General features: G+C 71.4%; 22 protein-coding genes. 10 read left to right on the top strand and 12 right to left on the bottom strand.

The genetic code is table 11. The annotated features are described in order from the left end of the window. Positions 1-6 precede the first annotated feature (6 nt). Positions 7-648, bottom strand: a complete 642-nt coding sequence (locus tag BUB75_RS37090) for a TetR/AcrR family transcriptional regulator (RefSeq protein ID WP_073264213.1) — start codon at positions 646-648, stop codon at positions 7-9. A 94-nt stretch (positions 649-742) separates the two neighbouring features. On the opposite strand from BUB75_RS37090, the gene BUB75_RS37095 reads away from it, so the two are divergent. Next, the gene (locus BUB75_RS37095) at positions 743-1,330 is read left to right on the top strand and encodes a TIGR03086 family metal-binding protein (RefSeq protein ID WP_073264215.1); all 588 of its coding nucleotides are present in this window, start codon (positions 743-745) and stop codon (positions 1,328-1,330) included. 1 nt (position 1,331) lies between these two features. Here the strand turns inward: BUB75_RS37095 and BUB75_RS45815 are convergent, their stop codons facing one another. After that, entirely contained in the window at positions 1,332-1,751 is a 420-nt protein-coding gene (locus tag BUB75_RS45815; RefSeq protein ID WP_245806370.1) for a VOC family protein, read from the bottom strand. Between BUB75_RS45815 and BUB75_RS44625 the strand changes: the two genes are divergently transcribed. After that, the gene (locus BUB75_RS44625) at positions 1,638-2,549 is read left to right on the top strand and encodes a helix-turn-helix domain-containing protein (protein WP_245806368.1); all 912 of its coding nucleotides are present in this window, start codon (positions 1,638-1,640) and stop codon (positions 2,547-2,549) included. The genes BUB75_RS45815 and BUB75_RS44625 overlap by 114 nt on opposite strands. A gap of 115 nt (positions 2,550-2,664) precedes the next feature. On the opposite strand, the gene BUB75_RS37110 is transcribed toward BUB75_RS44625, so the two are convergent. Further along, entirely contained in the window at positions 2,665-3,285 is a 621-nt protein-coding gene (locus BUB75_RS37110; RefSeq protein ID WP_218617993.1) for a DUF4383 domain-containing protein, read from the bottom strand. Between the two features lie 563 nt (positions 3,286-3,848). On the opposite strand from BUB75_RS37110, the gene BUB75_RS37115 reads away from it, so the two are divergent. After that, positions 3,849-5,894 carry a hypothetical protein gene (locus BUB75_RS37115; protein ID WP_073264219.1) on the top strand — a complete coding sequence of 682 codons (2,046 nt, stop codon included), beginning with the start codon at positions 3,849-3,851 and terminating at the stop codon, positions 5,892-5,894. On the opposite strand, the gene BUB75_RS37120 is transcribed toward BUB75_RS37115, so the two are convergent. Further along, on the bottom strand, positions 5,891-6,784 hold the full coding sequence (locus BUB75_RS37120) for a putative PEP-binding protein (protein WP_073264221.1): 894 nt from the start codon (positions 6,782-6,784) through the stop codon (positions 5,891-5,893). The genes BUB75_RS37115 and BUB75_RS37120 overlap by 4 nt on opposite strands. 70 nt (positions 6,785-6,854) lie before the next feature. On the opposite strand from BUB75_RS37120, the gene moaC reads away from it, so the two are divergent. The 5 genes from moaC to galE all read left to right on the top strand — a co-directional run bounded on the left by moaC (position 6,855) and on the right by galE (position 10,562). Further along, positions 6,855-7,334 (top strand): cyclic pyranopterin monophosphate synthase MoaC, encoded by a 480-nt coding sequence (gene moaC, locus BUB75_RS37125; RefSeq protein ID WP_143175659.1) that lies wholly within the window; start codon positions 6,855-6,857, stop codon positions 7,332-7,334. After that, entirely contained in the window at positions 7,331-7,828 is a 498-nt protein-coding gene (locus BUB75_RS37130) for a molybdenum cofactor synthesis domain-containing protein (protein ID WP_073264225.1), read from the top strand. Before moaC ends, BUB75_RS37130 begins: the two co-directional genes overlap by 4 nt. Then, positions 7,825-8,994 carry a molybdopterin molybdotransferase MoeA gene (locus tag BUB75_RS37135; RefSeq protein ID WP_073264227.1) on the top strand — a complete coding sequence of 390 codons (1,170 nt, stop codon included), beginning with the start codon at positions 7,825-7,827 and terminating at the stop codon, positions 8,992-8,994. Before BUB75_RS37130 ends, BUB75_RS37135 begins: the two co-directional genes overlap by 4 nt. 37 nt (positions 8,995-9,031) lie before the next feature. Then, the gene (locus BUB75_RS37140; protein ID WP_143175660.1) at positions 9,032-9,481 is read left to right on the top strand and encodes a molybdenum cofactor biosynthesis protein MoaE; all 450 of its coding nucleotides are present in this window, start codon (positions 9,032-9,034) and stop codon (positions 9,479-9,481) included. Between the two features lie 82 nt (positions 9,482-9,563). Beyond that, positions 9,564-10,562 (top strand): UDP-glucose 4-epimerase GalE, encoded by a 999-nt coding sequence (gene galE / locus BUB75_RS37145; RefSeq protein WP_073264231.1) that lies wholly within the window; start codon positions 9,564-9,566, stop codon positions 10,560-10,562. Between the two features lie 4 nt (positions 10,563-10,566). Here the strand turns inward: galE and BUB75_RS37150 are convergent, their stop codons facing one another. From BUB75_RS37150 to moaA, 6 genes are all read right to left on the bottom strand, one after another. Then, a complete protein-coding gene (locus BUB75_RS37150) occupies positions 10,567-11,133 on the bottom strand; it encodes an anti-sigma factor (RefSeq protein ID WP_073264233.1) in 567 nt (188 codons plus the stop codon). Positions 11,134-11,200: 67 nt separating this feature from the next. Continuing rightward, positions 11,201-12,397: an ATP-binding protein gene (locus BUB75_RS37155; RefSeq protein ID WP_073264235.1), complete on the bottom strand. Its 1,197-nt coding sequence runs from the start codon at positions 12,395-12,397 to the stop codon at positions 11,201-11,203. Positions 12,398-12,467: 70 nt separating this feature from the next. Next, entirely contained in the window at positions 12,468-12,755 is a 288-nt protein-coding gene (locus BUB75_RS37160; protein WP_143175661.1) for a hypothetical protein, read from the bottom strand. Between the two features lie 306 nt (positions 12,756-13,061). After that, complete coding sequence (locus BUB75_RS37165; protein WP_218617995.1) at positions 13,062-14,357, bottom strand: metallophosphoesterase; 1,296 nt, start codon at positions 14,355-14,357, stop codon at positions 13,062-13,064. A 117-nt stretch (positions 14,358-14,474) separates the two neighbouring features. After that, positions 14,475-14,717 (bottom strand): MoaD/ThiS family protein, encoded by a 243-nt coding sequence (locus tag BUB75_RS37170; protein WP_073264239.1) that lies wholly within the window; start codon positions 14,715-14,717, stop codon positions 14,475-14,477. After that, positions 14,718-15,785 (bottom strand): GTP 3',8-cyclase MoaA, encoded by a 1,068-nt coding sequence (gene moaA / locus BUB75_RS37175; protein ID WP_084742175.1) that lies wholly within the window; start codon positions 15,783-15,785, stop codon positions 14,718-14,720. A 129-nt stretch (positions 15,786-15,914) separates the two neighbouring features. Here moaA and BUB75_RS37180 point away from each other — a divergent pair, with 129 nt between their 5' ends. Further along, a complete protein-coding gene (locus tag BUB75_RS37180; protein WP_073264241.1) occupies positions 15,915-17,378 on the top strand; it encodes a glycosyltransferase family 39 protein in 1,464 nt (487 codons plus the stop codon). Here the strand turns inward: BUB75_RS37180 and BUB75_RS37185 are convergent. Further along, complete coding sequence (locus BUB75_RS37185) at positions 17,364-18,206, bottom strand: patatin-like phospholipase family protein (protein ID WP_084742177.1); 843 nt, start codon at positions 18,204-18,206, stop codon at positions 17,364-17,366. The genes BUB75_RS37180 and BUB75_RS37185 overlap by 15 nt on opposite strands. A gap of 73 nt (positions 18,207-18,279) precedes the next feature. Next, positions 18,280-19,368 carry a DNA glycosylase AlkZ-like family protein gene (locus tag BUB75_RS37190; RefSeq protein WP_073264243.1) on the bottom strand — a complete coding sequence of 363 codons (1,089 nt, stop codon included), beginning with the start codon at positions 19,366-19,368 and terminating at the stop codon, positions 18,280-18,282. Between the two features lie 38 nt (positions 19,369-19,406). Here BUB75_RS37190 and BUB75_RS37195 point away from each other — a divergent pair, with 38 nt between their 5' ends. Beyond that, positions 19,407-20,018 (top strand): phosphoribosyltransferase family protein, encoded by a 612-nt coding sequence (locus tag BUB75_RS37195; RefSeq protein WP_178380083.1) that lies wholly within the window; start codon positions 19,407-19,409, stop codon positions 20,016-20,018. Positions 20,019-20,163 lie beyond the last annotated feature (145 nt).

Here is a 20,163-nt window from a genome sequence, read left to right on the forward strand (position 1 = left end):
ACCTGGTTACGCGGGCTCTGTCGGCCTCCAACGGCCGCTCAGCTCGTCCGGGGTCGGCGCCTCGCCGGGCAGCGGCGTCCTGGCCGACTCCGGCCGCAGGGCGTCGAGCAGGAGCGTGAGATACCGGCGGCGCAGCGCCGCCGTGCGTTCGTTGTCGCCGAAACGAATGGCGGCGAGCTGTTCGAACAGCATCGGCACGTCGGCGGGGTGAAGGTCCGGACGCAGGGCGCCGGCCTCCTGCGCCCGGCGAAACAGCGCGTTGCCGAGTTCGGCGGCCCGCCCGGCGAGGGTGCTCAGTTCGGGGGTCGTCGTGAACGTCCCGGCGAGGTGGACAGTGAGCGAATGCACGTCGGAATCAACCACGGCGCTGACGTACCCGGCGAACGCTTCCCAGGCGTCCTCAACCGTGGCCCCGTGCTCGGCGATCTCGACGAATCGCTGTAGCCCGGCCGCGCACAGGGTCCGGAGCAGTTGCTCCTTGCTCGCGTAACGGCGGTAGAGCGCCCCGATACCGACGTGGGCCGCCTCGGCGACCGCGGACATCGGTGCGGTCGGGTCGTGCAGGAACACTTCGCGGGCCGCCGCGAGGATCGTCTGATCGTTGCGGGCAGCTTGGGCCTTGCGCCCACTCAAACCGGTGCTCGGCATGCGGTCAGCATAGCCCCTTGAACGGAACGATCCATTCCGATAGGCTCGGTCCCAGAACGGAACAGCACGTTCCGTTCCGGAGATAGGAGCCCCGATGTCCTCGACCACCGAGTGGGTCACGCTGGAGCAGGCACACCAGGCGCTGCGGTCCGTGGCAGCGCAGCTCGGCGACGCCGACTGGGCCCGCCACACGCCGTGCGAGCACTGGAACGTCGCGCAGGTGCTCCGCCACGCGGCCGGTGACCAGCGCGGATATGCGGCGGCGATCACGGGGAGCGGCGGGCCGACCGAAGACCCGTTCGCACCGTCCGAGAACGCGCCGGAGTCGGCGCAGGGTTATCTCGAGTCGGCGCTCTCCGTCACGACCGCAGCGTTCGCCACCGTCGCTCCCGCGACACCCGAGGTGCCGTGCCCGCTGCCGATCGGGCCGCTGTCAGCCGAACAGGTGGTCGACGCCGCAGCTCTCGACGCCGCGGTGCACGCCTGGGACATCGCGGTCGCGATCGGCGTGCCGTCGCCGCTCTCCGACGAGCTCGCGGAACAGTTGACGCCGATTGCGGAGACGATCGCCGGACCGCTGCGTGCGTTCGCGTTCGGGCCCGCGCAGGACTCCGAGTCCGGCGACGGCGCGGCGGCCCGACTCCTGCGTTTCCTCGGCCGCACCCCGGACTGGAAGCCGTGAGTCAGGCCTGGGGCGGAGCGAACGTGATCGTGCCGTCGGGCGCGAACGACAGACCCGGGTTGTGGACGACCTCCCAGCGGTAACCGTCGGGGTCGGTGAAGTACCCGGAGACGCCGCCCCAGTCCCGGCGCTCGGCCGGACCGGTGACCGTTCCTCCCGCTGCGGTGGCACGATCGAGTACGGCGGTCACCTCGTCCTCGGAGGACACGTTGTGGCCGAGGGTGATCGGCGCTGCGGCGTCACCCCGATGGAATTCGCCGGCTTCGGCCGCCATCGCCTCGCGATCCCAGAGCGAGAGGAGCAGTCCATGACCGACCTGGAAGAAGATGACCTCTCCGGGGACGTCGAGGTGCGGCTTCCAACCCAGGCCGTCGACGAAGAACCGGCGAGTGGCGTCCAGATTGCGGACGCCCAGCGTGATGACGTTGAGTCTCTGATCCATGCCGATCACTCTGGCGGGCCGGCGGCGGACGGTCTTGAACGAATCGGCCACGTCGGGCGGAACGAGTATCGGGAGTACCCGCCGCTGGGCCTCGGCCATGTCGCGCGCTGCGGGTGGGAGCAGCGGATCACCGGTGGGCTGCTGATCCACCGCGTCATTCCGGACAACTGCGCGGACATCCTGGTCGGTGACGATGGCGCAGCCCAGCTCGTCGGCCCGGCGACCCGGGTCGACCTGCCCAGGCTGTCCGACGGGTCGCACGTCCGTGGCCTGCGGCTGGAGCCGTATGCGATCCGCGCGGTTTTCGGCGTCGACGCCGATGAGCTGACCGACCGTTCGTTCCCGCTCGACGCGGTTCTCGACGGACGTTCCGCCCGCCTGGTAGCCGAGGCGGTCTGGGCGCCCGGGGCCGCGGCGGGCGCCTGGCTTCGCGAGCGGTGGCGGGACGTCCGGCCGGACCGTGCCACGGTGGCGATCGTCCGCACGCTGACCGCGCCCGACGCCCCGGCGGTGGACACGGTCGCCGACCGCACCGGCTTCTCGTCCCGACACCTCCGCCGCCTGGTGCGAGCAGAGACCGGCCTGACACCGAAGACGCTGCACCGGGTGGCGCGTGTGCACGAATTCCTGCGGCGCGCCGAGGAGGACCGTTACGCGGTCGGCGCCGCGGCTGCGGCGGCGGGCTACGCCGATCAGCCGCACGCCTCCCGTGAGATCCGCGCGCTGACCGGCTTGACGCCCGCCCGACTCCTCGCCGCCCGCCGGGCTCCCCACTGACCGCCCACCCTCACGCCGCCCGCCGAGCGGCCGCCACAGATGGTGGTCCGGGACGCCACCATCTGGTGCGGGCCCTGCCTCCCAGGGAGACAGGGCCCGCTACAAATCGTCCGCGTCAGCGCGGCTTGTGTACCGGCTGGGCCGGAGCTCCGGAGAGGATCGGTCCGCCGGACAGCACCGGAATCGGTGCGCCGGTCGACGTGTGACGCGGCACGCCGGCCATGTTGTGTGGGTCGGAACCCCGGTCGCCGTCGGTCGCGGCACCGAGCATCGACTCCAGCCGCAGGTCCTCGCCCTCCTGCACCTCCGGCGGCAGGCCGTGCCGCTCCCGCCAGTACGGGTTGTCCGGCGGCAGCGTTCCGCTCACCCGCCCGTACATCCCGAACGTGATCAGCGCGACGCCCACCACGAACGAGAAGATGACGTTGCTCATCCGGAACGCGAGGAAGTTCAACTCGGTCCGCATGATCGTCATGTTGACCAGGCCGCTGAGGATGAACGCCCAGCCGAAGGCGCTGTTCGCCCACGACGCGGTATTACCACCGACGGCGGCGCAGCCGAGCAGGCAAAGACCTACTACGACGGAGATCAGCGCCAGCGCACCGTTTGACGAGAGTCCGGCAACCTCTTTGCCCTCGGTGGAGAAGAACTCGAGCTGGTTGGCGAAGCCCAGGATTCCGAATGTCAGCAGTACCAGGCCCATGAAGCCGCCGCCGTACCGGTAGACCTTCCCCAACTTATGGTTCTTCGGTAGTCCGGACATCTTTCCCGCCCCTCCGACCGCGCGAGTCTGGTTCGCGCGCCTTTAGACCTGTTAAGGATACGTATGCCACGTCCTGACCAGGCCAAACGCAGGGCTGAATTTCGGTGGGGGCAGATCCGGGATTCCCGCGCCTCACGCGGCGTCCACGCTCGTTGAGGCCTGATTACGCCACTGTCTGATGGTGTTGACACAACCCTGTCACAGTCTGGTGCAGAGGTCCGCGATGATGGGGCCCTCGCCGCGCCTCCGGCGGGATCCGGGATGACCTGCGTGAAGGCAGCGGTGCCCGACAAGCGCTCTCGCGGGGCGATAAAACCTTAATGGCGCCTAAAACTGAGAAATGTTCAAAGCAGGACTTAATGGAGCATTATTCGGACGGTTGCCAAACGTACGGCAATGTTTAACAGATACCCCTCCCGCAACGCCGGTACAAACGCTACCGTGAAGCGCTCGTCCAACACGCTCTGTCTACCTTCGGTAGGGAAAGCGTTACGGACGTATGCGACATCAGGGTCGAGGCAACCCGAAGAGGTTCCATGGCAGACACCGCTCCGGTCGAGCCCGCGCTCATCGCCTGTCCGGCGTGCGACGGTCTCGGGTTCAGGATCGCTCCGTGCGCCTGTCGGCACAACGGCACTGAGTTCCTGGTGAGCGGCCGCCTCCTCCTCTCCGACTCCGACCCGTACCCGGACTGTGAGATCTGCCGGGGCTCCGGCGAGACCACCGTCATGTGTTTCCCGTGCCGGCAGGGCGGCTCGCTGCGTGCCCAGGGTGTCGTCACCGTTGTCAACGCGGTGACCGGGCAGACCGGTTCCGTCCAGGTCGTCCCCGGCGCTTTCGAGCCGGTGCCGTGGGAGGCTCGTCCCGGCCGCTGGATGATCGATCTGTCAGCGATCGTCCGCGAACTCGCCGCGCGGGTCGGCGTCGACACGCTCTACGACATGCTCGACCGGCCGCTGGCCAGCGCTGACCTCGCCACGCCGATCTACCTGCCCGACACCTGGACGCTGGCGGCGCCCAACGCGGAGAAGTCCGCCGCCGAGCAGGCCGCGATCGCCGAGTGGGCCGGGCGTCGTCGCTGGCACCTGTACGTCGGTTACCCGGCAGGCGTCCGGGCGCACGTGGACCCGGAACAGCGGCTGGTGGAGCTCCGCCGCGCCGCCGACGCCGGTCGGCTCGACCTCGTCGTCCGCTTCCTGGACGGGTTCTGGTCGGTGGCCTACGAGGTGCCCGGTGCGCAGCCGCGCCAGGGCCAGGCCTGGTACCCGGGCACCGCGACGCTCACCGAGTCCTTACTCGCCCACACCCCGTCAGACCTCGTCGAGCAGGCCAAGGGCGCGACGACCGCCGCCGGTCACTGGGTGGTCGCCTCCCCGCCGCCGGCCGGTGACGGCACCTCGGCGTGGACCGTCGAGGACCTGGTCGCGGCCGTCACGATCACCGCGAGTGGAGCGGACGGTGGCAGTGCGACCTGGCGGGACGGCCGCTGGCAGCTGTCCGCGCTCACCGTCGTCGAGGAGCGGGAGTTGCTCGCGGCGCAGCAAACCGGTCAGGTCCGGTCCACTGTCGAGCGCGTCGTCGGCCGGGTGGACGAACTGCGGACGCCGCCGTGGCTGGGTCCGTCCATCCCCACCCAGCGGTGCGCCCGCTGCGTCTCGGGCGTCGCCTGGCGCGAGTGCTCGTGCACCTACCTGGACGACGTCGCCACGCCGGACTGCCCGCGCTGCGCGGGTGTCGGCCGGGCGCCGGATCCGTACTGCTCCGGCTGCGACGACACCCGCCTGGTTCACTTGGGTGCGGTGGTCACGCTGATCGGTCCGGACGGCCGTGGCCAGACCACGAACCTCCGGATCGGTAAGACGCCGAACGTCGAGTTCTTCGTCAACGATCAGGGCGTCCGGTGTGCCCGGGTGCCGCGCGAGCTGACCGCGGTGGCCTGGGCCGAGGCGTTCGGCACCGATGTGGACTGGCTGTGCAGCCACGGCATCCGCTCGATCGGCGCGCTGGCGCGCGAGGGTGTGCTCGCCACCGACCTGAGCGACCCGCGCGAGGTCGTGGCCGAGTACCTGGCGCGGCTCACCGCCGGTCGGCCGGGCGGGCGCCTCGTCTACTTCGTCCGCCCACCGGGTGACGTGCCAGTGGAATCGTTGCTGAGGCCAGTGCTCGGGGTCGACGCCCGGGCAGAGATCGCGATCGCCGTCGATCCACGCGGACGCCTGCGGTGGGGCCTCGCGGTGACCCACCGGGGAGCGAAGAGCCGGTACGCCCCGCCGGAAATCGACCTGACGCTCGGCGACGCCGTCGGGCGCGTGCTCGCCGCGCTCCCCCAGCGCCTCGGCGGGATCGAGCACGACGTGGCTCGCACCGAGCCGCTGAGCCCGGCGCAGCACGGCCGCGCGGTCGACGTCGAGACCGGAATCCCGACGCTGCTGCAGGAGGTCGCGCAGCGCTACGGGCGGGTGCTCGCGGCGGTCACCCGCGAGGGCTGGACGCTGCACGCCTGGACGCAACGCCGCTGGCAGCGCATCGGCGCCGGCACATCGTTACGTGAAGTGGTCACCCACACCCGAACGACGGGCTAGCGATCGATCGCCGCGTGGACGCGGCGGCGGGCGTCTTCAGCGGACGCTGCGCGGGTGGCCAGCTCGGCGTACCGCAGGCAGTCGCTGAACGCGTGCCGGGCCAACTCGGCGCGGACCGGCTCGAAGCGGTCGGGCGGGAGCACCAGGCTGGTGACGCCCAGACCGATCAGGACACACGCGAGCAGCGGGTCGGCCGCACCGGCGCCCCGAGCGCTGATCTCCTTACCCGCCAACGACCCGGACGCCCCCACGAGCTCGGCCAGCCGTAGCGTCGCCGGCTGCCACGGGTCGTACCAGCGTCCGGTGCCCGCCGCCCGGTCGGCTGCGACCGCGTACCGCGTCAACCCGTCGGTGTCGATCGTGGCGAACGACGCCGCTCGCAGGATCGTGCCGGCGAGCACCGCAGCGGCGGGCAGATCAACGAGCACACCGGCGGTCGCGACCCCGCCGAAGCGCGCCTCCTCGAGGAACCACGCCACCTCTTCCGGCTCGGTCACCATCGCCGTGACGATCCCGACGTCCACCTGCTCGGCGCCGGTCTCGCGGGCGGCGCCCGACACAGCGTCCAACTGAATGGACAGGACGTCGGGACGGGCCTGCAGCGCGCGCACGCCGCGGATGCCGAACGCGCCCTGGCGCTCGCCGGGGTCGAGCGCCTCGACCGCCACCCGGGCACCGGGGAACGCCCGCAGCACACGTCGGTAGCCGGCCTGCTGTTCGGCGACCGGCAGCGGAGCACCGTCCGGGCGCACGGCGAACCAGCTGCGGAGCAGTCCGACGCCCTCCGCGCCCGCAGCCGCGGCGGACTCGGCCTCGGACGGGTCGACCAGCTCGGCGAGCAGGGAGACCGGTTGGCCGTCCGCCAGCCGTCCGCGAAGGGGTGCGTTCACGACCGGACATTATCGAACTGAGATGACCGCTGCCCGATCAGCACCGGGACGGACAGTAAGCTCTGGTGCCATGCCGGAGCTCAGTCACGTCGACGCGGCCGGGGCGGCTCGGATGGTGGACGTCTCCGCGAAGTCGGCGACCGTCCGCACCGCTGTCGCGACCGGTCTCCTACGGACGACTGCCGAGGTCATCGGCCTACTCCGCCGAGACGGCCTGCCGAAGGGCGACGCGATCTCGGTGGCCAGGATCGCCGGGATCATGGGCGCCAAACGGACGCCCGACCTGGTGCCGCTGTGTCATCCGATCGCGTTGCACGGCGTTACGGTCGACTTCGAAATTCGCGACGAAGAGATCGCGATCACCGCGACCACCCGTACCGCCGACCGCACCGGCGTCGAGATGGAGGCGCTCACCGCGGTCGCCGCCGCCGGGCTGGCGCTGATCGACATGGTGAAGGCCGTCGACCCGGCCGCCTCGCTGGACGCGGTGCGCTGCGAGGCGAAGGACGGCGGCAAGACCGGCTCCTGGCGCAGGCCGGCCGACCGGTGAGGACCGCTCGGGTGATCGTGGCCTCGAATCGGGCCGCGGCAGGCGTGTACTCCGACGAGAGTGGACCGTTGCTGGCCGAGGGCCTGCGCGCGCTCGGGTTCGAGGTGGGTGAGCCGGTCGTGGTGCCGGACGGCGAGCCGGTGGGTGAGGCGCTCCGGGGCGCCGTCGCCGACGGCGTCGACGTCGTGTTCACCAGCGGCGGCACCGGCATCAATCCGACCGACCGCACACCGGACGTCACGGCGGCGGTCCTCGACTACCAGGTGCCGGGCATCGCCGAGGCCCTCCGGGCCTACGCGGTTCCGCGCATTCCGACCGCCATGCTGTCCCGCGGACTCGCCGGGGTGGCCGGGCGGACGTTGATCGTCAACCTGCCCGGTTCCCGTGGCGGCGCCAAGGACGGGCTGGCGGTGCTCGGCCCGATCCTCGGGCACGCGGTCGACCAGCTCCGTGGCGGAGACCACCCGCGTAGTGACCCCGGAGGCCACGCGTGAAGCACCCAATCAGTTGGGACGACGCCCGAGCGGCCGTGCACACGGCAGCCACCCCGCTACCCGGCCGGCCGGTACCGCTGCCGGAGGCCGACGGCGCCGTACTGGCCACTCCGCTGGTGACGCTCACCGCGCTACCCGCATTCGACACGTCCAGCGTGGACGGGTACGCGGTGGCCGGCCCGGCGCCGTGGCGGCTGGTCGGTCAGGTCCTGGCCGGTGACGCCAGCGAGATCACGGTGACGTCCGGCACGGCGGTGGAGATCGCCACCGGCGCGATGGTGCCGGTCGGCACCGAGCACGTGATCCGGCTGGAGAGCACCGAGGTGGACGGCTCCTGGGTCACCGCGTCGCTGCCGGAGAAGCAGGAGTGGCGTCCGACCGGCGAGGAAGCGGCCGCCGGCGAGATCCTGTTGCCGCCGGGCGTCCGGGTGACGCCGGGCGTGCTGGCGCTGGCCGCCGCGTGCGGGCACGACGTGCTGGCCGTCCGCAGGCGTCCGCGGGTCGCGCTGGTCGTGTTCGGCGACGAGTTGCTCGACAGCGGGCCGCCCGGGGCCGGCCGGGTGCGGGACGCGCTCGGACCCTCGCTTCCCGGCTGGCTGCGGCGGCTGGGTGCGGACGTGGTCTCGGTGACCCGCGCCGCCGACACGCTGGAGGCGCACGAGACCGCGGTCCGCGAGGCTGCCGCGCAGTCGGACGTCGTCCTCACCACCGGCGGGACCATGCACGGGCCGGTGGACCACCTGCACCCCACGCTCGCCACGCTGGGCGCCTCGTACGTCGTCGACACGGTCGCGGTACGGCCGGGCTTCCCGATGCTCACCGCGACGCTGCCGGGGCCGGGCGCCGGCTGGCTGGTCGGGTTGCCGGGCAACCCGCAGTCGGCGGTGATCGGCCTGGTGACGCTCGCGGCGCCGCTGCTGGCCGGTCTCGCCGGTGCGCCGCTGCCGCCGCTGGCCTCGGTGGTGCTCGCGAACGACGTCCCGGGCCGGGGCACGTTCACGCACCTCGCGCTGGCCCGGCTCACGCCGGACGGCGCGGTGACGCTGCCGCACGCCGGGTCGGCGATGCTCCGGGGCGTGGCCGGCGCCGACGGGTTCGTCATCGTGCGCCCGGACACGACGGCACCGACCGGCGCCAAGGCCGACTTCGTCCCGATGCCCGGCTGAGCTGCCGGTCCGGGAATCCGGTGGTTGGATGGGGGCCATGAGCAGCGAGACGATCCGGCAGGCCGGCCACCGGGTGGTGGTGGCCCAGGTCACCGAGGAGCCGATCTCGACCGCCGAGCACGAGCAGGCGGTATCCGTGCTGGCCGCCGGTGCGGTGGTGGGCTTCTCCGGTGTGGTGCGCGACCACGACCACGGGCGGATCGTGACCGAGCTGGAGTACACCGGTCACCCGTCGGCGGGTGAGGTGCTGGCCGAGATCGCCGCCGAGTTCGCTGCGCGCGACGGCGTCGAGGCGGTCGCGGTGAGCCACCGGATCGGCCCGCTGAAGCTCGGTGACACCGCGCTCGCCTGCGCGGTGAGCACCGCGCACCGGGCCGAGGCGTTCGTGCTCTGCGCGGAGCTGGTCGACGCGGTGAAGGCCCGGATCCCGATCTGGAAGCGCCAGGTGTTCGACGACGGTACTGACGAGTGGGTGGCCTGCCCCTGAGGGGGCACACTCCGTCTCGGTCCGGAAGCGTCGTTGACGGCCGTTACGATCGGGTCTGTCACACGGCGGAAGGAACTCGAGTGTGAAGGTCTTGATCACCGGCGGTGCCGGCTTCATCGGGAGCACGATCGGCTCGGCCTGCCTGGACGGCGGGATCCAGCCGGTCATCCTCGACAGCCTGGTCACCGGCAGGCGAGAGTTCACCGAAGGGCGGGCGTTCTACCACGGTGACATCGCCGACGGTGCGCTCGTCGACCGGATCTTCGCCGAGCACCCCGAGATCGCCGCGGTCATCCACTGCGCCGCGCTGATCGTCGTCCCGGACTCGATGGCGGACCCCCTCCGGTACTACCGGGAGAACGTCGCCAAGTCGATCGAGCTGATCGGGCATCTCCAGCGCAACGGGTGCGAGCGGCTGATCTTCAGCTCGTCGGCGTCGATGTACGGGGCGGACCCGGACTTCTCGGTCGACGAGAACTCCGCGATCGACCCGCAGAGCCCGTACGCGACCACCAAGGTGATGGTGGAGAACGTGCTGCGGGACGTCGCGCAGGCCAGCTCGCTGCGGGTGCTGTCGCTCCGCTACTTCAACCCGATCGGGGCCGACCCGCAGCTGCGGACCGGCCTCCAGGTGGCCAGGCCCTCGCACGCGCTCGGCAAGCTCGTCCAGGCGTACGAGGACCACGTCACGTTCAGCATCACCGGCATCGACTGGCCGACCCGCGACGGCACCGGCATCCGGGACTACGTCCACGTCTGGGACCTGGCGGGCGCACACGTCGAGGGCCTTCGCCGGTTCGACGACGTCGTGCCCGCTGACGACGGGTACCGGGTGATCTGTCTGGGCAGCGGCACCGGAACGACCGTGCGTGAGCTCGTCGCGGCGTTCGAGGCCGTGATCGGTGGACCGCTGCCGCACCGGGACGCCCCGGCCCGCCCCGGTGACGTCGTGGGCGCGTACGCCCGCAACGGGCTGGCGAGGGACCTGCTCGGCTGGGAGCCGAAGTACGGGGTGGAAGAGGGCATCCGCCACTCGCTGGAGTGGGCGGCGATCAGGCCTCAGCGCCTCCGCGACGCGTAGGGCCTCAGGTCAGGGGCAGGCCCACCACGATGTCGCCGGTGGGCTGCCCGACTCCGCCCTCGGGCTCGACGGTGAACGCCACCGCGTCCCCCTCTTCGAGGTCGAGCACCAGCGCTGAGCCCTTCCGCGCGCCGGGAGCCAGGATCCGCATCGACTTGGTCTTGTCGTTCCGGACCCGCCAGAGCTGGTAGGTCTGCCGCTCCGGGATGTCCGGCAGATCGGTGTACGTGACCACCGCGGCGTGGTGCTCGGAGGAGAACACCGTCGAGAGCCGGAGCCCGCTCTCGGTCGTCGTGTTCCGGCTGACTGCGTCCGGGGCGGTGAGCACGCTCTCGATCCGATCCAGCCGCTCCTGCTCGGCGACGATCAGGCTCCGCTGGTCGCGGTCGCGCTGCTCCTCGACCTCCAGCGTGAGCGCGGCGGCTCCGATCACCAGGCCGCACGCCATCGCGAACGTCGTCAGCCGCCTGCTCCACCGGCGTTTGCCGGACCCGATGGGCGCCTCGGTGCGGTCATCGGTGAGCAGCGGGCCGTCGCCCTCGTCCGAGCGCGGTTTCTGCTCGTCGGTCATCGTGCCACTCCCAGGCGGTCAGGTTTTCACCGCTCACTCTGCCCGGTCGCCGCCACTTTCTCTAAGTTCAGGTCGGCTGCGTCCGGAGGTATCGGGCAAAATGCGGCACGGTGAACGCTACCGTCCCACGTTCTGCGGAGTAGATCAGACCCTTCTTGATCAAGCTGTCCCGGGCGGGCGAAAGGCTCGACGGTTTGCGTCCGAGCGATACCGCCACCTCGGACGTGGAGACCGCGCCGCCGTCGGACGAGTTCTCCAGCTCGGCCATCGCCCGCATGTACTCGCGCTCGGCGGGGGTGGCCCGCTCGTAGCGTGAGCCGAAGAACCCGACCGCCAGCTCGGCTTCGGCCTCGGGAGCGGCCACCTTCACGTCCGCGGCGGTGATCGGCGAGCGTGGGGCGACGTCCCAGGTGACCTTGCCGTAGGCCTGGACGAAGTACGGGTAGCCGTCGGCGGCGTCGTACAGCGCGGCCAGCGCGTCCTCGTCGAACGTGGCGTCCTCGCGCTCGGCGGGGGCGAGCAACGCGAGATCGGCGGCGGCGCGGTCGAGCCGGTCGATGCGGACGTAGCGGAACAGCCGCTCGGAGTAGGACTTGCTGGCCGACAGCAGCGCGGGCAGGTGCGGCAGGCCGGCACCGACGACGATGAGCGGCGCACCGGTCTGGGACAGCTCGTGGCAGGCGGCGCAGAGCGCGGAGATGTCCTCGGCGCCGAGGTCCTGCATCTCGTCGATGAACAGCGCGATGCCGGTGCCGACCGCGGTGGCCAGATCGGCGGCGTCGGTGAGCAACTCGACGAGGTCGATCTCGATGTCGCCGGAGTCGGCCCGCCCGCTGGTGGCCGGGCCGTCGATGCCCGGCTGCCAGCGATCGCGGATCTTGCCGCCGGACGGGTTGGAGCGCAGGGCGAACGCCTTGAGCGTGCCGAGGAAGTCGTCGATCTGGTCGAGCGCACGATGGTGGGACGAGAGTTCGCGCACGGCCATGTGCAGGGCGTTGGTGAGCGGCCGGCGCAGTTGCTGGTCGGGCCGCGCTTCGATCTTGCCGGTGCCCCAGCGGCGTCCGATGGCCTGCGAGCGCAGCGCGTTGAGCAGGACCGTCTTACCGACCCCGCGGAGGCCGGTGAGGATCATCGAGCGTTCGGGACGCCGGCGGGAGACACGTTCGAGCACGACGTCGAACTGGTCGAGTTCGCGGTCGCGCCCGGCCAGCTCGGGCGGGCGCTGTCCGGCACCGGGGGCGTACGGATTGCGGACCGGGTCCATGCGCGTGGACCGTATCGAGCTTTCTAGCGAGAGTGGTAGATCTCGCTAGAGAATTCTCGACGTGTCGCGCTCAGGCTTCCGGTTCGCGATTGGCGCGGAACCAGCGGTCGGAACTCGGTGGGTTGCCGTCGGCCAGCTGGGCCCGGCTGATCTGGATGATGCTGTTCCGGTGGACGTCGTCCAGCGCTTCCCCCGGCGTCCGCTTCGGTAGCGGAGGTTGCCGATCGAGGGGGACCCGATCCGGGTTCACGAGCGCGCGCCGATCCGCCGCGGTCGACGGGCGCACCGGCGTGACCGGGTGCCGCGACGTGCTCGTGCGCGCCTGGGGCTTGCGTGGACGAGGAACAGCGTGGGTCATGAATCAGTGCCTTTCCCGCGGTGGACACTCTTCAGTCACGCCCGCGCCGCGCCGCACGTGCCGCGGGGAGCTGCCCCGGTCACGCGGGGCAGCGCCCAACGGTTCAGTGTTCGATGGTCAAGTTTTCCTGCGAGCCTGCTGCGCTGCAGACACGCATGAGGCCCCCGATAATGCCGGATCGGGTCAAGTGCCCGCTTGGACCTTGTTATGGGGGCAAATGCTAGACCCCCGTCCGGGGGTCGCGACGAGTGGCTCTGCGCTTCTCTACCGCTCTCTTCGGTAATTCCTAGAGAGGTGAAGAGAGCATCAGAGCGCGCGGAGTTCGATCAGGCTGATCTCCGGTGGCGCGCCGACACGAACCGGCGGTCCCCAGTAGCCGACGCCGCGGCTGACGTAGATCTGGCTGTCGCCGTCCTGGGCGCGACCGGCCACCACCGGCTGCTCCAGCCGGACGCCGTACGTGAACGGCCACATCTGGCCGCCGTGGGTGTGGCCGGAGAGCTGCAGGTCGACGCCGCGATCGACCGCCTCGGGCCACTGGACCGGCTGGTGCGCGAGCAGGACGACCGGCCGGTCGCGATCACGGCCGTCCAGGGCCGCCGCGAGGTTGGCCCCGTGGCCGGGGACACCGGACTGGGCCGCGGTGACGTCGTCCACGCCGGCCAGGTCGAGACCCGCTCCGCCGGGGATCTCGATCCGGCGGTTCCGCAGCACCTGAACGCCGATCGTCGGCAGGTACTCGACCCACTCCTCGGCGCCGGAGTAGTACTCGTGGTTCCCGGTGACGAAGAACGATCCGTGGGTCGAGCGGAGTTCGCTCAGCGCCTTGGCGTCCTCACCGAGTTCGGCCACGCTGCCGTCGACCAGGTCGCCGACGATCGCGACCGCGCCGACGTCGAGCGCGTTGACCTTGTTGACGACACGGTCGACGAACGGACGGTGCAGGGTCGCCGACAGGTGGATGTCGGTGAGCAGGGCGATCCGGAAGCCGTCCAGTGCCGGGTCGAGGCGCGGAAGCGTGATCGACACCCGCTTGACCCGGACGTTGCGCGCTTCGGTGATGCCATAGCCGACGGTTCCGAGCGCGCCGACGCCCGCGGTCAACGCCAGCGCGCGTGCCAGGAAGATGCGGCGGTTGTGGCCCCAGGTCTCGACCTCTGCCGAGGCTTCCTCCGAGCCCGCAGCCGGGGTATCCGCCGGTGCCTCGGTGGTGCCCGTCGCGGCGTCCGCCGTGGTTGTGGCCGGCACCAGCGCAGCGACCTGCGCCCGGCGGACACGTACGCGGCGGGCCAGCAGGACGCGGCCGATCAGCCGCACCGGCTCCAGCACGAGCAGGATCATGAGCAGGTAGAACATGACCGCGACCCAGAGCGGACCGCCCCAGCTCACGACGGTCTCGAGCGGCTCGGGCAACGAATCCGGGCGGCCGCGCAGGCCGAACATGGCGAAGCCGACGATCGCGAACAGCACTCCGGCGCCGATCCACCGGGCCCGCCGCGACCGGAACGGGCTCGCGACCAGCCGCCACCACAGGTAGGTGTGGATACCGCCGAGCACGGCGACGACGACCACGATCATCACGATGATCTGTGCGATGCCCACCGCGGCATTGCCCCCTCTACCACTATCTAGTGCATTTACTAGAAAAACCTAGAGAGCCTTAGCGCTCTCCGACCCGTGCGGAGCGTAGGGGGCCGCTCCTGAAAAGAGCCTGAGGAATCAACCGCCGGCGAACGGCGGCAGGACGTCCACGGTGCCCCCGGCCGGGAGCGGCGCCGACAGGTCTCGCGCCGCCACCCCGTCGACCAGGAACGAACAGGCCGTCAACACCCGCTCCAGGCGCTCGCCGTGCGCCTCGGCCAGCTGCGCGCGCAGTTCGGAGAGCGTCTGCGCGCTGGCAGTCTCCTCCTCCACGCCGGCCGCGGCCCGCGCACCCGCGAAGTACCGCACGGTGATGCTCACTCAGCCTCCGATCGCTGACATCGGTCGATCGGGCTGGAGGAAGGACGGGTCGTCGATGCCGTGGCCCGCGAGCTTCCCCCACATCGCGATCCGCCAGATCTCCGCGATCTCGTCGTCCGACGCACCGGAGCGCAGCGCGCCCCGCAGATCCGTCTCGCCGGTCGCGAACAGGCAGTTGCGCACCTGACCGTCGGCGGTGAGCCGAGTGCGGTCGCAGGCTCCGCAGAACGGGCGGGTCACCGAAGCAATCACACCGATCCGGGCAGGGCCCCCGTCGACCAGCCACGTCTCCGCCGGTGCCGCGCCCCGATGGGCCGGATCCGGCGTCAACGACCAGCGGGTACGCAGCGCCGCCAGGATCTCGGTGGCGGTGACCATCTCTCCGCGGTCCCAGGAGTGCTGCGCGTCCAGCGGCATCTGCTCGATGAACCGGAGCTCGTGGCCCTCGGCCAGCGCGAACTCCGCCAGCCCGACGGCCTCGTGCTCGTTGAGCCCGCGCAGCAGCACGCTGTTGATCTTCACCGGCGTGAGCCCGGCTGCGGTGGCGGCCCGCAACCCGGCGAGCGTGTCGTCCAGCCGGTCGCGGTGCGCCAGCTGGTGGAACGTCTCCCGGTCGAGTGTGTCGAGCGAGACGTTCACCCGGTCGAGGCCGGCCTCGGCCAACGTGGGTGCCAGTCGCTCCAGCCCGATGCCGTTCGTCGTCAGCATCGTCTCCGGCCGCGGGCGCAGCGCGGTCACCGCACGCAGGATGTCCACCAGCCCGCGCCGGAGTAGCGGCTCACCACCGGTGAACCGGACCTCGGTGACACCGAGCCGCTCCACCGCGATCGTCACCAGGCGGATCACTTCGTCGTCGGTGAGGACTCGGTCCGACGGCAGCCAGGGCAGCCCTTCCGGCGGCATGCAGTAGCTGCACCGCAGGTTGCACTTGTCGGTGAGCGAGACCCGCAGGTCGGTGGCGCGCCGTCCGAAGCGGTCGACGAGCCCGGGCGCACCGACGGGTCGGTCGACTGCCGTGCCCGGACGTTGGCCCGGCACGGCCGGCAGTCCGAGCGGAACCACAGCCATGAGCCGAGCGTATCCGGAGCGGACCGCTCCTGCGCCGGTCAGTTGCCTGCCGATGACTCTGTAGGCCCAAACGGTTCGCTGTCTGCGAATCCGATGTGCTCGCTGGCATCGACCCCACATCCTGAAGGTATGACGCAGGTCACTACTCGGCAGATCCCGCCGCTGGACCGCTGGGTGTGGTTGATAGCGGCAACGGTGAGCGCCATCCTGCTCGCTGTTGCCGGACGCTACGGCTACCACCGCGACGAGTTGTACTTCCTGCTGTGCGGGCAGCACCTCGACTGGGGTTACGTCGATCAGCCGCCGCTGACCCCGGCCATCGCCCGCCTCGCCGAGACGATCGCGCCGGGCAACCTGACCGTCCTCCGCACGCCGTCCGCGCTGATCGCGGGCGCCTGCGTGGTGCTGGTCGCGCTGACCGCCCGCGAGGTCGGCGGCGGCCGCGGCGCGCAGCTGCTGGCGGCGGCGCTGGTCGCGACGTCGTCGGCCGCGTTCGCATTCGGGCACCTGCTCAGCACCACCACGATCGACGTCGTGATCTGGCTGGTGATCATCTGGCTGTTCGTGCGCGTGCTGCGAACCGGAGACACCCGCTGGGCGCTGCTGATCGGCGCGGTGACCGGCCTCGGTCTGCTCAACAAGTACCTCGTCGGGCTGCTGGTGATCGGGTTGGTGGGTGGCCTGCTGATCGCCGGGCCGCGTCGGCTGCTGCGCGACCGCTGGGTGCTGGCCGGCGGGGCGATCGCGCTGCTGCTGTTCGCACCGAACCTGGCCTGGCAGATCGCCAACGGCTTCCCGCAGCTCGACGTCGCCGGCGAGATCGCGTCCGGTGACAGCTCGTACGCCGGGCGGCCGGTGGCGCTCGCGTTACAGCTGGTGATCGTGAGTTGGGTCGCCACCGTCGTGTGGATCTCCGGGCTGGTCGCGCTGTTCCGGCGGCCGGAGTGGCGTCCGTATCGCGCGCTGGCGTGGGCATGGGTGGTCGTCGTCGTGCTGGTGCTGCTCGGCGGTGGCAAGGGTTACTACGACGCCGCGTTGCTCCTGGCGCTGACCGGCGTCGGCGCGGTGCCGCTGGGCGGGTGGCTCTCCCGGGGTCGGGTGGTGCTGCGGCGGGTCGTGTTCGCGTCCGCGGTGGTGTTCTGTGCGGTGTCGGACGCTGTGCTGATGCTGCCGCTCTGGCCTGCTTCGTCACTTCCGGACGCCGTCGTCGCGATCAACTACGACGCCGGCGAGACGATCGGATGGCCGGCAATGGTGGCCTCGGTCGAGCGCGTCACACCGCCCGGAGCCGTCGTGTTGACGAGCAACTACGGGGAGGCCGGGGCGATCGCCCGCTACGGGACCGTGCCGGTGTACTCCGGCCACATGAGCGTCGCCGATTTCGGGACGCCGCCCGAGTCGGCGGACGTCGTCGTCGCGGTGGGTATCGAGGATCCGGCGTACCTGCGGCGGTTCTTCGGTTCGGTGGAGCGAGTGGGGTCGGTGGACGTCGGAGTGGACGTCGACAACGAGGAGAACGGCGCCCCGCTGTACCTGTGCCGCGACCCCGTCGACTCCTGGGCCTCCCTCTGGCCAGCGCTACGGAGAGTCTGACCACACCGAGTGCACGGCGAGCGCGGCGTCGGCGGCCTGCGCGCGCCCGGCGCGGGCGGACGGCCCGCGGCGCGCGGGGTCGAGCACGTTCCGCCCGAACGCGGCCCTGGCCTCCTGGTTCGGCGTCACAACCGCGACGCGCGCGGAGTCACCGAGCTGGGCGACCTGCGACGAGACGCCGGGCATCGGGCCGCCGCCCCGCGGTAACGGTGCCAGCACGACGATCCGATCGGCGCCGGAGGCCAAGTCGACGTTGGCGGTGGAGCGGACGCCGCCGTCGATGTACTGACGCCCGTTGACGGTCATCGGTGGCCAGACGCCCGGCACCGCGCAACTGGCCGCGACGGCGTCCACCAGCCCGACGCCGCTGTGTCGGTCGAACGGAGCGAGCTCGCCGGTCACGGCGTCCACCGCGGTTACCACCAGGCGGCGGTCCGGCCAATTGTGGATCGGCAGCCGGGAGGCGATGACCTGGCGGCGCTCCTCCTCGGGAACCGTCCGGGTACGTCGCGCCAGCGCGCCGACCCGCGCCCGGAACCGCTCCGGGCTGCGGCTGGTCACCGCGGCGAACCCCCAGCGGAGCAGGACGGCGGTGCCCATCCGTGCGGCCAGCTCGCTGCCGCTGGGCGCCAGTTGCCGGCGATAGAGCTCCTCGACGTCGCAGCCGGTCGCGATCATCGTCCCGACCACTGAGCCGGCGGACGTCCCGATGATCAGGTCCGCGGTCGTGAGGTCCACACCGACGTCGAGCAGTCCGGCCAGCATCCCGATCTCCCACGCGATGCCGGTGACTCCGCCCCCGCCGAGTACCAGTGCACTCCCCGTCATCCTGTGAATTCTGACGACTTCTGCGGGGTCGTGCGCGGGGTATGGCGCTCCCGAGTTTCGCCGGGCTGCGCTGTTACGCGGTGACGCGGACGTCGGAGGCGCCACGGACGGCCGCGACGACGCGGGCTTCGTCCTCGATCGCGGCCAGCACCGGTGGCGGTAGCGGGCGAAACGCCTCCGGAGTGACCGTCAGCCGCTTGCCGGACAGCCGGGCACGCCAGGCGCCGACGATCTCCCCGTCGGCGAGGATCGCGCCCGGGTTGCTGATCGGACGCCAGAGCGCCTTCTGTTCGGCCTTCTCCGGCACCAGCAGGTTCCGGTTGCGCGTCTGCAGGTAGGGGTCGCTCGGCGGGAGCAGCCGGACGAACTCCGGCGGGGCCGGGGCCCGCAGCTCCGGTTCCGCCTCGGCCGGGAGCCAGTACCCCTTCTTGCCGTCGACCACGACCTCGATCAGGTCGTCGGGCCAGGAGTCGCGGATCGCGGCCTTGTCGGCGGTGAAGTAGGCGGCGACCTCGGACTGGGTCGCCGGACCGTGCAGGCGCAGGTAGGTGCGGGCCGGCCCGGCGAGCCCGACCGGGTCGGTGGGCGGTGTCCACTCGTCCAGCGGAGCCAGCACCAGCGGGGTCGTCCCGGGTTCGATGCGGACGCCCGCCGGCAGGCCCGCAATGCGCACGAGCTGTTCGCTCACGTGGTCGACCTGGCAACCGCGGCAGTAGGTGGCCAGGTGCGGCAGCCGGGCGGTCAGCGCGGTGCTGGCCTCCCCCTTGCTGAGCGGCGCGCTGACCAACTCGTGCAAGGCCGACGCGGTGGCGAGCACAGCGTCCAGGTCGCCGCCGGGGACGCGGCCGGAGGAGCCGCCGAGCCGCGCCTTCGCGTCGGCTTCGTCGCGGGGGAGCAAGGCGGCGGCGAGGCCCGCGAGGTCCTCGCCCCGGTGGACGAACGGCGCACCCCGGGCGCCCCAGACCGTCACCAGGTCGTCGTCCGGCTCGGGCAGCGCGGGGAGCCGGGCCGCGAGCGCCTGCCTGGCCGAACCGGGCGGTGTGTCGGCCACGCCGAGGTCGAGCACCGCGAGCTGCGAGGCTTTTGCCACCGACCGGTCGAACTGGTGCGCGCCCACCCGGTAGGCCAGCACCTGCTCCCGGTCCACATCGATCGCTGCCATGCGGCACAGCCTCCCGGATGCGCAGTACCGTGTCTCCCGTGTCGAGTGTCCCGCTCTCCGTCGGCCGGTCGGAGGGTTCTGTCACGCCTGCCGATCCGGACCTGCGGGAGCGGCTGCTCACCGCGTTCCGGTGGATCGATCCCGGCGAGTGGTGCGACCACCTCCTCACCGACCGCTCCGGCTGGTGGCGCGATCCGGTCATCCTCGACCGGATCGGGCCCGCGCTGGCCGCGCTCTCCCCGGCGCAACCCACCGTGGTCGTCGCGCCCGCGACCAGCGGTTTCCTGCTCGGTCCTCTGGTCGCGCGAGCGGCGGGCGTCGGCTTCGTCGAGGCGTACCGCGATCTGAGCGGCGCCGAACTCGCCGACGACCTGATCACCCGCAGCAGCGGCCCCGGCCACGACGGCCGGCCGGTCGTCCTGGGTGTCCGCTCCCGCCACCTCGGTTCGGACGACTCGGTCCTCGTCGTGGACGACTGGGTGGAGACCGGCGCGCAGCTCTCCGCGCTGGCCGAGATCATCAGTGCCGCCGGCGCGCGTTACCTCGGAGCCGCGGTGATCGTCGACGGCGCGCAACTCCCGGTCCGCGATCGGCTGGGCGTGCGTGGCCTGGTGCGCGAGGTCGAACTCGACCATCGTCGCCGCTCCTGACGGCACCCGGCGCCGATGACGCGGAATCCGTGGATGCTCGGCAGCAGGGCGTCGTCCGAATGCGACGAGTACGCCTCCGAACAGCGGAAACACGAGTTTGTGAATCCGCAGTCGCGATCCTCAGCTCGCGCATCGGAATCACATA

Source organism: Cryptosporangium aurantiacum, assembly GCF_900143005.1.
In the GTDB taxonomy this organism is placed as follows: domain Bacteria; phylum Actinomycetota; class Actinomycetes; order Mycobacteriales; family Cryptosporangiaceae; genus Cryptosporangium; species Cryptosporangium aurantiacum.